This is a genomic window from Halalkalibacterium ligniniphilum, assembly GCF_000334155.1.
In the GTDB taxonomy this organism is placed as follows: domain Bacteria; phylum Bacillota; class Bacilli; order Bacillales; family Bacillaceae_D; genus Halalkalibacterium; species Halalkalibacterium ligniniphilum.
In genome coordinates, this window is record NZ_ANNK01000145.1 from 1 (window position 1) to 13,518 (window position 13,518).

General features: G+C 41.5%; 14 protein-coding genes. 4 read left to right on the plus strand and 10 right to left on the minus strand.

What is annotated here, in order from left to right:
* Positions 1 to 107: 107 nt before the first annotated feature.
* From BLT_RS0118090 to BLT_RS0118110, 5 genes are all read right to left on the minus strand, one after another.
* Complete coding sequence (locus BLT_RS0118090; RefSeq protein WP_017729153.1) at positions 108 to 1,220, minus strand: cupin domain-containing protein; 1,113 nt, start codon at positions 1,218 to 1,220, stop codon at positions 108 to 110.
* Positions 1,221 to 1,238: 18 nt separating this feature from the next.
* Positions 1,239 to 1,727, minus strand: a complete 489-nt coding sequence (locus BLT_RS0118095) for a DinB family protein (RefSeq protein ID WP_017729154.1) — start codon at positions 1,725 to 1,727, stop codon at positions 1,239 to 1,241.
* On the minus strand, positions 1,727 to 2,674 hold the full coding sequence (locus tag BLT_RS0118100; protein ID WP_017729155.1) for a fumarylacetoacetate hydrolase family protein: 948 nt from the start codon (positions 2,672 to 2,674) through the stop codon (positions 1,727 to 1,729). Before BLT_RS0118100 ends, BLT_RS0118095 begins: the two co-directional genes overlap by 1 nt.
* 42 nt (positions 2,675 to 2,716) lie before the next feature.
* Entirely contained in the window at positions 2,717 to 2,971 is a 255-nt protein-coding gene (locus tag BLT_RS0118105) for a YciI family protein (RefSeq protein ID WP_017729156.1), read from the minus strand.
* Positions 2,972 to 3,186: 215 nt separating this feature from the next.
* Positions 3,187 to 3,960, minus strand: a complete 774-nt coding sequence (locus tag BLT_RS0118110; RefSeq protein WP_017729157.1) for an IclR family transcriptional regulator — start codon at positions 3,958 to 3,960, stop codon at positions 3,187 to 3,189.
* A 314-nt stretch (positions 3,961 to 4,274) separates the two neighbouring features.
* Between BLT_RS0118110 and BLT_RS22345 the strand changes: the two genes are divergently transcribed.
* Both BLT_RS22345 and BLT_RS22780 read left to right on the plus strand, forming a co-directional pair.
* Positions 4,275 to 4,886: a transposase gene (locus tag BLT_RS22345; protein ID WP_017729158.1), complete on the plus strand. Its 612-nt coding sequence runs from the start codon at positions 4,275 to 4,277 to the stop codon at positions 4,884 to 4,886.
* The gene (locus tag BLT_RS22780; protein WP_017729159.1) at positions 4,887 to 5,126 is read left to right on the plus strand and encodes a hypothetical protein; all 240 of its coding nucleotides are present in this window, start codon (positions 4,887 to 4,889) and stop codon (positions 5,124 to 5,126) included. It begins immediately after the preceding gene.
* Between the two features lie 118 nt (positions 5,127 to 5,244).
* Here BLT_RS22780 and BLT_RS23410 read toward each other — a convergent pair whose 3' ends face one another.
* The 4 genes from BLT_RS23410 to BLT_RS0118140 all read right to left on the minus strand — a co-directional run bounded on the left by BLT_RS23410 (position 5,245) and on the right by BLT_RS0118140 (position 8,938).
* On the minus strand, positions 5,245 to 5,571 hold the full coding sequence (locus tag BLT_RS23410) for a group II intron maturase-specific domain-containing protein (protein WP_081599698.1): 327 nt from the start codon (positions 5,569 to 5,571) through the stop codon (positions 5,245 to 5,247).
* A gap of 524 nt (positions 5,572 to 6,095) precedes the next feature.
* Positions 6,096 to 7,388 (minus strand): TRAP transporter large permease, encoded by a 1,293-nt coding sequence (locus BLT_RS0118130; RefSeq protein ID WP_017729161.1) that lies wholly within the window; start codon positions 7,386 to 7,388, stop codon positions 6,096 to 6,098.
* 15 nt (positions 7,389 to 7,403) lie between these two features.
* Positions 7,404 to 7,895 carry a TRAP transporter small permease gene (locus BLT_RS0118135; protein ID WP_017729162.1) on the minus strand — a complete coding sequence of 164 codons (492 nt, stop codon included), beginning with the start codon at positions 7,893 to 7,895 and terminating at the stop codon, positions 7,404 to 7,406.
* Positions 7,896 to 7,912: 17 nt separating this feature from the next.
* The gene (locus BLT_RS0118140) at positions 7,913 to 8,938 is read right to left on the minus strand and encodes a TRAP transporter substrate-binding protein (protein ID WP_017729163.1); all 1,026 of its coding nucleotides are present in this window, start codon (positions 8,936 to 8,938) and stop codon (positions 7,913 to 7,915) included.
* Positions 8,939 to 10,056: 1,118 nt separating this feature from the next.
* Here BLT_RS0118140 and BLT_RS0118145 point away from each other — a divergent pair.
* A complete protein-coding gene (locus BLT_RS0118145; protein WP_017729164.1) occupies positions 10,057 to 10,299 on the plus strand; it encodes a DUF4368 domain-containing protein in 243 nt (80 codons plus the stop codon).
* A 6-nt stretch (positions 10,300 to 10,305) separates the two neighbouring features.
* On the opposite strand, the gene rlmD is transcribed toward BLT_RS0118145, so the two are convergent.
* Entirely contained in the window at positions 10,306 to 11,685 is a 1,380-nt protein-coding gene (gene rlmD / locus BLT_RS0118150) for a 23S rRNA (uracil(1939)-C(5))-methyltransferase RlmD (protein ID WP_026105196.1), read from the minus strand.
* A gap of 301 nt (positions 11,686 to 11,986) precedes the next feature.
* Between rlmD and adh the strand changes: the two genes are divergently transcribed.
* A complete protein-coding gene (gene adh / locus BLT_RS0118155; protein ID WP_017729166.1) occupies positions 11,987 to 13,507 on the plus strand; it encodes an aldehyde dehydrogenase in 1,521 nt (506 codons plus the stop codon).
* Positions 13,508 to 13,518 lie beyond the last annotated feature (11 nt).

Below are 13,518 nucleotides of genomic sequence, written 5' to 3' on the forward strand. Positions count from 1 at the left end.
CCCCCAATGCCTCCCCCAATAATGAGCATCTTTTTTTCTATTTTTTCCAATGCATCTCCCTCCCAAACACAGTTTATATTTGTTCAGCACTCTCATATCACTCATCCCTATGCCATGACCGGTTTAAATTCTTCTTTTGCTTCCTGATAGCCATTGTTTGTTTCATACGCCTGACTTTGCTCGACGTCAAATTTCTCCATAATCGGCAGGTCATTGACAGAGAAGAAGTACGTCTCTGCTTCAGCAACATGCTCATGCCACGCCCAGTTCGGAATGACAAAGTAATCCCCTTTCGACCAATCGAAGCGAACACCGTTAATGATGCTGTAGCCTGAACCTTTGAAGACGTGATAGATTGAGGCGTGCGTATGGCGATGAGCTTTTGAATGGAAGCCCTTCGGTAGCTTCTGCACCCATGATCCGATGTTCAGATTCGCCGTTTCTCCCGTGGATGGATTGATATACTCAACCGCATAGCCATCATACGGATCGGGATCAAAGCGACTTAAGCCGTCAATCGCCTTCAACGTCTGACTCCATTTATACGATCCGACGGGAGCCATTTTCGGATAGTGATCTGAAATCGGACGTACCATCCCACCTTCATATCGCTGAGCGGAAAAATTATCAGGAACGGACGGCTCTTCAATTTTTTCAGGATACGGTTCAAAGAACGTACCGCCCATCGAATAAAGGGTCGGAATATCGAGGCAATCCATCCAAATCATCGGCTCTGTTCCTAAATGACCGTGACCATGCCAAAGGTTTTTTGGCGTTACGAGGAAATCGCCTTCCTCCATAAAAATTCGTTCGCCTTGAACGATAGAATAGGCCCCTTCCCCTTGCGTAATAAAGCGTAATGCACTTTGGCTGTGCCGATGAGACGGAGCTGTTTCACCTGGCTGAATGAGCTGAACTGCGGCATAGAGCGTTTGAGTTGTCGATGCCCAGCCCCACGGCTGACGATATTCCAAGCCTGGATTTTGAAGATAAATCGCCCGTCGTTCACCACCCCGTTCCGGTGTGAAAATCTCGGCTGCTTCCATGAGCTTTTTATGAAGAAGATCCCATTTCCATAAGTATGCTTTCGCATGAGGCTCAGGCTGACGATGCATTAATTCTGGAATTGCTTCCCAAAGCGGTCCGAGGTGATACTGACGAATATCCTTCGTAAAATCCTGAACGAGCTTGCTTTTAAAAAACTCGTTTTTCTCTGCCATGATATATCTCCTCCTCTTTTATTTTAATTTCAATAGGTTGCGCTTTATTTGACTTTCGTGCTTGCTTACGTGCTCCACTAACAGATGATCGACAATAAACGAAATCGGCTTCGTGCCAAACCGTGGGTTACGGCTCGGTGCCTCCAGTTTCAACTTGTCTTCATCCAATACTCCGAGTCCCTGTTCGACCTTCGACTTTAACGCTTCAAGATCGTTTATAATTGTCGAAATGGATTGGCTATCCGTTTCACTCACGGCTGCGAGACGTGCTTCATCCTGCAAACCTCTCCCCCATTCCTTCCCGGGTGACTTAAGCAGCCCTTCAATCTCATTCAACCAGTACGGAACCGCTTCTACGAGATGGCAAACAATTTGTATAATCGACCATTCTTCCTCAGAAGGCTTCCAACGGATCGTTTCTTCTGACAGTTCTTTTGTCGTTTCGATAATCCGATCAAGGGATTGCTGAATCGATTCGATAGAGCTTTCCACACTAATATAAGCCATTATTGCGTCACCTCCTCCACTTGTTTCACACGGTTTTCAAGAACGCCAACACCGTCGATCTCGATTTTAACGACATCTCCATCCTTCAGGAACACCTGTGGATCACGGGCAATGCCGACGCCTCCCGGTGTACCTGTTAACACGACATCCCCTGGCTCAAGTGTCATTAAGTTCGATAAAAACTCGACTAAGTATTGAACAGAAAACACAAGATTTCTCGTATTAGAGCGCTGACGCTCTTCCCCATTAACAGTCAGAACAACCTCTAACCCTTCTGGATTATTAAGCTCATCAGACGTGACGAGCCACGGTCCCATTGGTGCACTACCTTCCACCGTTTTCCCTTGCAGCCATTGAAGCGTCCGGCGCTGAAGGTCACGATACGTCACATCATTCACGATCGTATAGCCAGCCACATAATCCAGTGCTTCAGCCTGCGATACATTTCTTGCCCGCTTTCCGACGACGAACGCAAACTCAGCTTCATAATCCAATTGCTCTGAAATCGGATAAAACGGAATGTCATCCTGAGGTCCTATGACCGTGTTGGAGAATTTCGCAAACACAACTGGATACGGCGGAAGCTCACGCTTCATTTCCAAAATATGCTCACGATAATTATGACCGACACAGATGATTTTGCCCGGAGACGGAATCGGCGCTTCCATTCTTACATCACGTAGCGGAAAGACGAGCGTATAGGAGCTGTCATCCTTATGACTTAAAGCATAGTCGAGCGCTTTTTTGGCGAGCGCCATGCTTTCTGCACCACCTTGTAAAAACCCATTCATATCAGGTGGTATAAATGCCTCTGCAATTTGCACAGCACGAAGCTTCCCTTCTGATTCTAACAACGCCTTGTAAGCGCCATGTAAATCAACAACCTCTTCATTCACAATAACTCCGATGCGAGAGGTGCCTTCACGGTTAAATGTAATCAGCTTCATTCGTATTCCCCTTTTCTATGGCGATTTTTATTATGCGGAATGTTAATGTAAGTTCCATTCCTTCACTTTGTAAACGGCTTCATTTTTTTCGTTCATCGGATCTCGACTTGCAATACTCGTCGCTTCCTCCAACGATGCAGCTTGAACGACATACGCCCCTCCCGATTGATCAGTAAACGCTCCAGCGACCACGAGTTCACCACTTTCTCGCAATTGCTTTAAAAAATCGCGATGACCTTGTATGAACGTTCCTGTAAAAGAAGGCTTTCTTTCAATAACGACAAGAAATTTTTTCATTACATCACCTCTTTTTTAAAATAAAGTCCTAATTAAATTTTCTTATATAGATAACTTCGTTCTCTATTTATATAAAATTTACGTGATCACGAAGGTTTTGTCAACAGTATAAATAAAAATAATTTTTAGAAAATAAAAACGATATACGTTTGAACACACAAAAAAAGCCGTATCGAGGAATCCCTCCGATACGCCTTTAAGCTGTACGCTATTTATTATTCTTCTGGCACTGCTTTATATCCGAAACTCTTGGAAATTTGGGAGCTAATTTCGATTAAATATTGACTGAATTCGTCTTTTTCGCTCGTCGGAATCACTTCAGAAAAGCCGACAATCGTCACAGTCCCTAAAAGAGCGCCTTTGAAGTTCAGTACAGGAAATGCGACAGAGGATACAGATGCGACGATCGGCTCTCTAGCAAATGTAATTTTCTTTTCCCTAATCATCCGGGTTTCTCGTTCAAGCTCTTCGATTTTTTCTGATGGCAAATCCTTCAATTCTCGTTCCGTCCAATTTTTTATTACCTGTTCATTCATAAACGTTAAAAAAATTTTGCCCGTAGCTGAGTTGATCGGAAGAATCGTTCCAATTTGGGCACCGATATTTAAACCTTGGCTATCATTAAAATACTTCACGATCATTGGTCCATTATGGGTCCAGACGGAAAACAAAACGGTACTTTGACTTTTTATATTAACCTCCTGCAAATACGGAGTAATTCGGTCGATCACATTTTCCTGATCAACGGCAGCCATACCGTATTCAATCAGCTTACTCCCTAGCGTATAGGCACCTGTTCCCTTGTCCCGATATAGCATCCCTAATTGAATAAACGTATTAAGGTATTTATACAGGTTACTTTTCGTAATTTTCGTCTGTTCATGGATTTCTACAAATTTGATTGGCTTCCCTTGCTTGGCGACGAGATCAATAATGCTTATCCCTACTTGCAACGTTTGAATCGTCGTTCCATTCTTTTTAATCTCCACTTAAAAACCTCCTATATCACAACGCTTCCGAATGATTGATTTCACTAGTAGACATACATTATAAACATAGAGAACACTATATCTAGTTTATAATAGGGACGTTCATTATGCATTAATTTTTTACCCAGATTGTCTACACTCTTCCTCTGTTTTTTAGTTCTACACCCTCACGATGTAATAGAGTATGAATATGTGACTAACTCCCGACCTCTCACACCACCGTACGTCAGTCTGTCTAACAATTATTAATAATTTTTGTTATTTTGCATGGGATGTCTTTTGTCGAATCTCTATATCAAAGGAGATGAGTGTGTATGCCTTATATCGAAGGTGAAGATAGACATCAAATTTATTTACTGCCAAATACGTTGGACGACTTTGTAGATGAAGAAAATCCTGCCCGAGTTTTCGATGCTTACGTCGATAGTTTGAACCTGGAAGAATTGGGGTTTCAAGTCTATTCGGGCATCAAAGCTGGGCAAAAACCTTATCGTCGGGGAGATCTACTTAAGCTCTATCTTTACTGTTATATGAACGGCATTCGTTCCTCTCGCAAGATGGAAACCGAAACGAAAAGAAACATTGAACTAATGTGGCTAATCAGTAAGCTCCAGCCGGATCACGGCACTCTATCTGCTTTCATGAAGAATAACAAAACTGCAATAAAAAAGCTGTTTAGAGAGTTCACCTTAATGGTAAAAGGTTTCGGATTGATCGATGGTCAACTCGTCGCAATTGACGGCACAAAATTAAAGGCGAACTGCTTTAAAAAGCAACACTTTAATGCCAACAATATCAGTAAAAAGCTAGAGCATATCAATGAAAAAATTGATGCAGATTTGCGTGACTTTCTAACAGAGGACAATCGCCAAAAAAAGCTAGAAATCACAGAAAGGTTAGAGGTTTATCAAGAAAGAATGCAATAGTTGCAGGTCATTAAACAAGAACTCAAGGAAACAGGTGAGAAACAGCTTTGTGTTACCAATCCGGACGCCAAATCAATGAAAAATAACGGGAAACATGAAGTTTGTTTCAATGTTCAAACTGCGGTGGACAGCAAGTATAAACTAATCGTGGACTGCGATACTGTCAATGATGTCAACGATCAAGGGCAGCTGTCCAAAATGGTGAAGAAAACAAAGCAAGTTTTTCATGAACATTATTAAACAATCATTTTTGTACATGCTTAATTTAACATTTCTACGTACGGTTTCGTATACGACGGTTCACTTAAGTGTGACGTAAGTGGTTGTATCTCTCCAGTAGGCTTTTCAGTTTCTGATTTCACCAAAAGTTAAAGATTATGGTCGTGTTTAGTATAGGACTATTCGAGATGCACCAATATTTCTTGCGAGAATTCCCCCCCCATTCATAGGCTTTCTCCTTTGGTACTCCAAGGGTGATAAACCTTTTCACTTTTGTTTTGGGTTGTTTCCACTGTTTCCAAAGGCACATTCGTAGACTTCTTCTAAGTGATTCATAGAATTGTTTAAAGGGAGTTGGCGTATCAGCCAAAGCAAAATATCCACACCATGCAACAAGGTATTCATTTATTTTCTTAATGCGTTTATCGATTGAAATAGGTTTTGAGCGTGATGTTAGTTTTTTTATTTTGCTTTTTTGCTCTCGTTTTAGTGCCGCGCCGTTCTAAGCTTGTCCCGTAACAGCAGTTGTCTCATCATCTGGATGATACTTCCTCTCACGTGAATGTACGTCCTGTCTGCTTATACTACTGTTTATTCCACCCTCTTAAAGTCCCCTACGGAATTCACCGTTTCCTCCTTTAAGTAAGTCCCTTTGGATTGCTTGTATCATCATAAACAGTGAACGCCTAGTGCATATTCTTTATAAATATTTTTCTTCCCTCCATCTATCTGCTTCATTTACTCTGTATCACCTTCGGCAGAAGAACCTTTGTTTTGTTTAGCAAACTTATCCAATCCCTCAGACCAAAGGTTTGCACTCACTTCTCCACAGACACCCTTACGTTTACAACGTTAAGCTATGGCTACTACCGTCTTCACAGTTCGAGACTTGAACCGTATAGATTGCACCCATGCTGGGCGCACCACAAAAAACTGAGCTCAGAAACCTTATCCAAGCTCAGTTTATGCAGCAGTTGTATTCATCACTAATCAGCGTAATACAAAGAATCCATTCATAAGATTCGGAATCCATAGCACTAAATCAGGCCAGACCGTCAGAATAATTAATACCGCAATCGAAACCGTGAGAAAAGGAAATAGTGCTTTTATTAATTCTTCGATTTTCACTTGCCCGATCGAGGATGCGATAAATAACCCGGTTCCGGCCGGAGGCGTTAACAGTCCGATTGTTAAGTTAATGCAAATGATAATCCCAAAGTGAACCGGATCAATGCTATAGGTAACGAGTAACGGCATAAAAATAGGAACTAAAATAATTAAGGCTGCAATCCCATCGATCACGGTTCCGATTAATAGAAGCAAGACGTTCGTCAGCAATAAAAAAAGTAACGGATTTTCCGTGATTCCGATCATTGCTGACGCAATCATTTGGGGAATACCTTCAAACGTTAACACCCAGCCAAAAATATTTGCCATCGAAATAAGCAACGTCACCGTCGCAGTCGTCATCGCCGTATTGACTAAGATGTCTGGAAAATCCTTAATTTTAAGATCTTTATACAGGAAGAGTCCGACTAACAAGCCGATAAAACATGCAATCGCTGCCGATTCCGTAGGTGTAAACACACCACTAATGATCCCTACGATAATAATGCCAGGAACGAGTAACGCCGGAATGATTTTCAGACTAGCCCCTAAAACATTTTTAAATGGTTCCTTCTCTGAGCGGGGCAATTGATAGCGATAGCCTAAGTACACAATGACGAGAATAAAAGCAAAACCTAATAGGATGCCCGGAATGATTCCTGCTATAAACATTGTCCCAATTGATGTTCCCGATTGGACACCATAAATGATAAACAGCATGCTCGGAGGAATAATCGGACCTAAAAGACTTGCTGCGGCCGTTGTGGCTGCTCCGAACGAACGTTTATAGCCTTCCTCCTCCATGGCCGGAACCATGACTTTACTCATCATCGCGATTTGAGCCGTCGCTGAACCGATAATCGAAGCTAAAAACATATTGGCTACAACATTGACGTAGGCCAAACCCGCCCGATAATGACCGAATAGCACTTTCGCAAAATGGACGAGACGCTTCGTAATCCCACCAGAATTCATTAATTCTCCCGCAAGCATAAATAATGGGATCGCCAACAAGCCATAGCTTTGCAAGCTCGTAAACAATCGCTGAGGAACCGTATTTAAAAGACCGATGCTGTCACTAATGAGAATGTATGAAACACTCGTGATCCCTAAAACGATGGCGATAGGGATTCGGATTAGCAATAATACGACAAAAATGAACAAAACGAGCAGCATGTGAATCCCTCCATTTTAAGAATCAGCCTTGAGGCTTTGTATGAACAAATGAATCGAATGGACGCTCATAAACAAAAAGCCTAAAGGAACACATAAATAAGGGTAAATCATTGGTATTTGAATCGAGCTTGACGTTTGCAAGCCGATATTTGGAGAGCTAAGCCAAATAAAAGAATAACAAAGTAAAAATATGCAAAACACCAAAATGATAAGAAAGCCAAGCGTTACGACGACCTTGCGATATTGCTCATTTAATTTATCGACGAAAATCGTAACTGCTGCTGATTGCTGTCGCTTTATAGACATACTTCCACCTATAAAAGTCAACCAAATCAACGTGAAAATTGCAATTTCATCACTCCAAAATAAGGGACTATTAAAATAGTAACGAAAAAAGACACCCGCTGTGAGCGATACAAACATGACCGTAATTAAAACCATGACTAATAGCTTTTCTAGTTTGAATACAACGTCACTTAATTTTCCTATAACGTTCACAAAAGTCACTTCATAGCCCCCTATTTTTATTGATTTGCTTCGATAAACTCACTGATTAAAGAATTAGTGCTATATTTTGTATAAATTTCATCCTGAATCTCCTTAAAAGGTGTAATATCAAAATCATCGACGATGTTTAAGCCCTGTTCTTGCAGGAATTTTAGGTTTTCCTCTTCCCTTTTAATTGCATCTTCCACGCCCCACTCAACCGCTGCATGCAACGCTTCCTTCACAATTGCCTGATCCTCAGGGGAGAGGGAATCATGAACTTTTTGGCTCATGATAATCACAGACGGAAAGGCCATTTGATTCGTTAACGTTAAATCGTCTGCAATTTCATGTAAATTGAGGGAAACGAGGGCATCCAAATCAATTTCAATTCCGTCAATAATCCCCGTTTGAATGGAAGAATATACTTCAACGAGCGGCATCGGTGTCGGACTCACCCCGAGCCCTGTCCAAAAATCTTGCATCACTGGATTCCCGATAATCCTCAGCTTTTTACCCGCTAAATCCTCTGGAGACTCAATCGCACCGTCTTTCATTAACACATGCCGGTTCCCCGCAAAGATAAAATCCATTCCAATCAAGCCCTGGGATTCAAGCTCTGTTAACATTTGTTTTGCCACCTCAGAATTTCGAGCCTGACTCGCATCCTTTAAATTTTTAAAGAGAAACGGCATAAACCATCCATTTAACGACTCCGATCTCGTACTCATATAAGCATTCGTTAAAAAGCCAAAATCAAGCGTACCGAGCTCCAACTGCTGCACCATATCAGCCTCGGAACCAAGTTGCTCACTCGGATAAATCTCCGCACTCATCCGACCGCTTGATCGGCTTTGCAGTTCTTCATTAAATTTCTCCGCGGTCACCGTCCACCCGTGGGAAAGAGGAGTCACTAACGATACGCGAAACGTATAGCTTTGCTCCGATCCGCCAACATTCGCTTCAGAACTCGCACTATTTGTATTTTCACTACCACCACATGCCATAAGGAACAAAGACAAACTTACCGTTAACACACCTAAAAAAACGTTCTGTTTTTTCATCTTAATCCTCCACATTCGAATATTATTAACAATCGACTTGTTACACCAAAGCTACCGAAGGGTTTTCTACAAGCAACAATAAGCCTACTCACCCTATGTACCCAACTCCTTGTTCTTAGAAAAAAGATATAGTTGGAAATGAATCAGGAACAACCTATGAATTGATAGTTTTTTGATAAACGCTCCATAAAGAACAAGAGAGCAATACAAATAACCTCTTAGAAAACGTTTTCATTTCTAAACTAAATAAAAGGCCTCCTCCCACAAATAATCTATATAGTGAATTAGTTTTCTTATTATGATAATAATTGCAACCTCTCTTTTTGTCAATCTTTGTTTTTAATATTCTTATAATTCAGTAATGGTAAGATTGTTTTTTAGTATATTTAGAGAGGATATGGGAAACCAGGTAGAGACTTCAACATTTGATAACATTATTTAGCAAATTAAATTTGCAACAACAAAAAACAGCCTCGAATCGGGGACTGTGTTATTACCATATAAAAATTTAAAAATATGTTATGATGAATGTAATAAGCCCCATCCTTAAGATTAAAGTAAAGCTTACAAGTGAGATTTTATTTCTTTAAAAAAATAACTAGCGTTGCATTAATTACGTTCTAAAATTCTTAATACACAAAATTTTTAAAAAATGGTTTTTCGCACAAAAAATTCTGTCTCTTACCACTTTCTGTAGTACACGCTTTCCAATTTTCAAGCGATTTGGCAACCTCGTGGAAAGCAGGGTTTAGCTTTGCTTGTTCGATCCATTCCTCTAGTAGAGCTTCACCCGTGTCGCAGTCTGGGGCTTGATAGAATTGGCTAATAACTCTTTTAAGTAATAGGCCAGGGCTAATTCTTTCTTCATGTTCGTCTAGCCACTCATCTAACCGTTGCTGTTGCGTTGCTTTTCATAGCCTTTTAATAAGGCGAACCGACCCTTTTTGAAAGCTGGAATTTGCTTTCTCACTTAATCAAATGCTTGGTTGACCTTTTCGAACAGCGATTTCCTCAAGGCTAAGGACGAGTTCTTCTTCTCCTTCTCCTAATGAGAGTTAAAGCGTAATGCCTTACAGAAGTTTACTTCAGAGGATATTTCAAAACAGGATTATGAGGATTTGATTAATACGGTACAGGAAAAGTTACAACAATTAGAAATAGAAAAGGCAGAGATTAAAAGAGCCATTGATGAGAAAAAAGTAGCTGTTAAAATCTCTGCGATCTTGGAACAACTAAAAGCGTTCTTTAACTTTAATACTTTAACAACCGAAATGTTATTACGTTTTGTCGAAAAGATTGAAGTAACTGAAAGTAAAGATGTTAAGATTTACTACAGTTTGCACAGGTTGAGGGGGTTTTAATTCCCCTCAATCATTTTTTAAAACTAACTGTGAAATGCACTCAACATGCGTCGTCCACGGAAACATGTCCACTGGCTGCACTTCCTGTGTTTTGTAGCCACCGTCTTCAAGCACTCGCAAGTCCCTTGCTAGTGTGGCTGGATTGCAGGAGACGTAGACGACGCGTTTTGGTTTCATGGCGAGGATTGTGCCTAGAAGCTTGTCGTCACAGCCTTTTCTTGGTGGATCGACGACGATGACGTCTGGGCGAATGCCTTGGGCGTGCCACCAAGGGATGACTTTTTCGGCTTCGCCAACCGCGAAGTCGACGTTGGTGAAGCCGTTTAGCTTCGCATTTCGTTTGGCGTCTGAGATGGCTTCAGGAACGATTTCGACTCCGTAGACATGCCTTGCATTTTGGGCAAGAAATAGAGAAATGGTGCCAATTCCGCAGTATGCGTCAATGACGGTTTCAGTGCCAGTGAGTGCTGCATAATCAAGGGCTTTGTCATACAATACCTTTGTTTGCTCAGGATTGACCTGGTAAAAGGAACGAGCCGAGATTGCAAACTTTATGTCGCCGATAAAATCATAAATGTATTCGTCGCCCCAAAGTATGACCGTTTTTTCACCAAAAATGACATTGGTTCGTTTACTGTTAATGTTTTGAACGATCGATTTTATGTTTGGAATCGATTCACGGATTGCTTCAATCAGCTTGTTTTTATGGGGCAGCTCTTGGCCTCTTGTAATGAGAACGACCATAATGTCCCCTGTTCGTTTTCCGTAGCGGGCAACGACGTGGCGAAGCGTTCCACGGTGCCTCTCTTCATCATATCCACGGATGCCAACATCTCTCGCCAATTCTTTTACCTTTTGAATAACTTTGTCGTTTTCTTCATGCTGAATCAGACACTCATCCATATCGATAATTCGGTGGCTCCGCTCCTGATAAAAACCAGCAATCAAGCCCCCCTCTTCTTCGCCGACTGGGACTTGCGCCTTGTTCCGATAGCGCCATGGCTCGCTCATGCCAAGGGTCGGATGAACAGGAACATCGGTTATTTTTCCAATCCGCTCAAGGACATCCTTCACTTGCTTTTGCTTATAACGGAGCTGTGCCTCATAGCTCATGTGCTGAAGCTGGCAGCCACCACATTGATTGAAAATTGGACAAGGAGCATTGACTCTGTCCTTACTTTCCTCTACAATCTCCAAAACACGGCCAAAACCGTAGCCTTTCTTCACTTTCACAACCTTCGCCTTTATTTTTTCCCCTGGCAGTGCCTTTGGAATAAACAAGGCATATCCGTTCAGCTTTGCAACGCCCGCGCCATCATGGGTCAAGTCTTCAATGATTACTTCTACTGTGTCATTTTTTTTCACAGGTGCTTCCTGTTTGCTCATTATTTTTTCGTCCTTTTTTTCGTCATTCTGTTTTGCCATTATATCACACTCCTCACCCTCTTTCCTCTTTATAACCCAGTTTTATCCTTATTAAAAATGAAAACAGGAAGTCATTCTTTTCTGTTCTAAATCGCCCCTATCTACATATCTTTGGTAAAGAAATAAAGGGACTATTTAAAACCCTGGATTTTTTTTAAAAAAATTTAAAATAAAAGGAGGAAAGCGTTTACATTTGTCGAATCATTACAGTGAGCTTACCTTTTGTAAAGTAAGCACAATTATTTGGGGAGGGATTTACTAGATGGTTTACAAACATCCGAATACTGATGGGTCACTTGTTTCCTTTAAAAAACGCTATGATAACTATATCAATGGCGAATGGACAGCTCCTGTAAAAGGTCAATATTTTGAAAACATCACTCCTATCACCGGTGAAGTATTTTGTGAAGTGGCACGTTCTACAGCTGAGGACATTGAGCTCGCATTGGACGCTGCACATGCAGCAAAAGAAAGCTGGGGAAAAACCTCCCCTACAGAACGTGCAAACATTTTAAACAAAATCGCCGACCGATTAGAAGAAAACCTTGAAAAGCTTGCGGTTGCAGAAACTTGGGAAAACGGTAAAGCGGTAAGAGAGACATTAAATGCAGACATACCATTGGCTATCGATCATTTCCGCTATTTTGCTGGGGCAATTCGCAGTCAAGAGGGCTCACTCAGTCAAATTGATGACAATACAGTCGCATACCATTTCCATGAGCCGCTTGGCGTCGTTGGGCAAATCATTCCATGGAACTTCCCAATCTTAATGGCAACCTGGAAGCTTGCTCCTGCTCTTGCTGCAGGTAACTGCGTTGTGTTAAAGCCTGCTGAGCAAACGCCTGTTTCAATCTTTGTTTTGCTTGAACTCATTGAAGACCTTTTACCAAAAGGGGTCGTAAATATCGTCAATGGCTTTGGAGTAGAGGCAGGAAAGCCACTTGCATCAAATAGCCGAATTGCCAAGGTGGCCTTTACTGGGGAAACGACAACCGGTCGTCTTATTATGCAATACGCATCTGAAAACATTATCCCTGTCACTCTTGAGCTGGGTGGTAAATCACCAAATATTTTCTTCTCAGATGTCATGGACCAAGATGATGCATTTCTTAATAAAGCCATTGAAGGCTTTGTTATGTTTGCCCTAAACCAAGGGGAAGTGTGTACATGCCCTTCTCGTGCCCTGATACACGAATCGATTTACGATCAGTTTATGGAAAGAGCGTTAGAGCGCGTCAAAGCAATCAAATCAGGAAATCCTCTTGACCCTGAAACAATGATCGGTGCGCAAGCTTCTAAAGAGCAAATGGAGAAAATTCTTTCTTATTTAGCAATCGGGAAAGAAGAAGGTGCAACTCTTCTAACAGGCGGTGAACGCCGAGTGATGGACGGTGAATTGGAAAACGGCTACTACATTCAACCAACGGTCTTCAAAGGCACGAACGATATGCGCATTTTCCAAGAAGAAATTTTCGGACCTGTTGTATCGGTTACAACCTTTAAAGATGACGAAGAAGCTTTACAAATTGCGAATGACACATTATACGGCTTAGGTGCTGGTGTATGGTCACGTAACATAAATAGAGCTTATCGCTTTGGACGTAACATTCAGGCTGGACGTGTTTGGACAAATTGCTATCACGCTTACCCTGCTCATGCTGCTTTTGGTGGCTACAAAAAATCAGGCATCGGACGAGAGAATCATCTTATGATGTTGAGCCATTACCAACAAACGAAAAACCTTCTTGTTAGCTATAGTGAAGATGCCCTAGGATTCTTTTAGGAGGCGATTTC

Coding starts and splice junctions, on each gene's coding strand:
- BLT_RS22345 (WP_017729158.1), top strand. CDS start 4,275: ATGCCTTATATCGAAGGTGAAGATAGACATCAAATTTATTTACTGCCA.
- BLT_RS0118100 (WP_017729155.1), bottom strand. CDS start 2,674: ATGAAGCTGATTACATTTAACCGTGAAGGCACCTCTCGCATCGGAGTT.
- BLT_RS0118105 (WP_017729156.1), bottom strand. CDS start 2,971: ATGAAAAAATTTCTTGTCGTTATTGAAAGAAAGCCTTCTTTTACAGGA.
- BLT_RS0118090 (WP_017729153.1), bottom strand. CDS start 1,220: ATGGCAGAGAAAAACGAGTTTTTTAAAAGCAAGCTCGTTCAGGATTTT.
- BLT_RS0118130 (WP_017729161.1), bottom strand. CDS start 7,388: ATGCTGCTCGTTTTGTTCATTTTTGTCGTATTATTGCTAATCCGAATC.
- BLT_RS0118140 (WP_017729163.1), bottom strand. CDS start 8,938: ATGAAAAAACAGAACGTTTTTTTAGGTGTGTTAACGGTAAGTTTGTCT.
- BLT_RS0118095 (WP_017729154.1), bottom strand. CDS start 1,727: ATGGCTTATATTAGTGTGGAAAGCTCTATCGAATCGATTCAGCAATCC.
- rlmD (WP_026105196.1), bottom strand. CDS start 11,685: ATGAGCAAACAGGAAGCACCTGTGAAAAAAAATGACACAGTAGAAGTA.
- adh (WP_017729166.1), top strand. CDS start 11,987: ATGGTTTACAAACATCCGAATACTGATGGGTCACTTGTTTCCTTTAAA.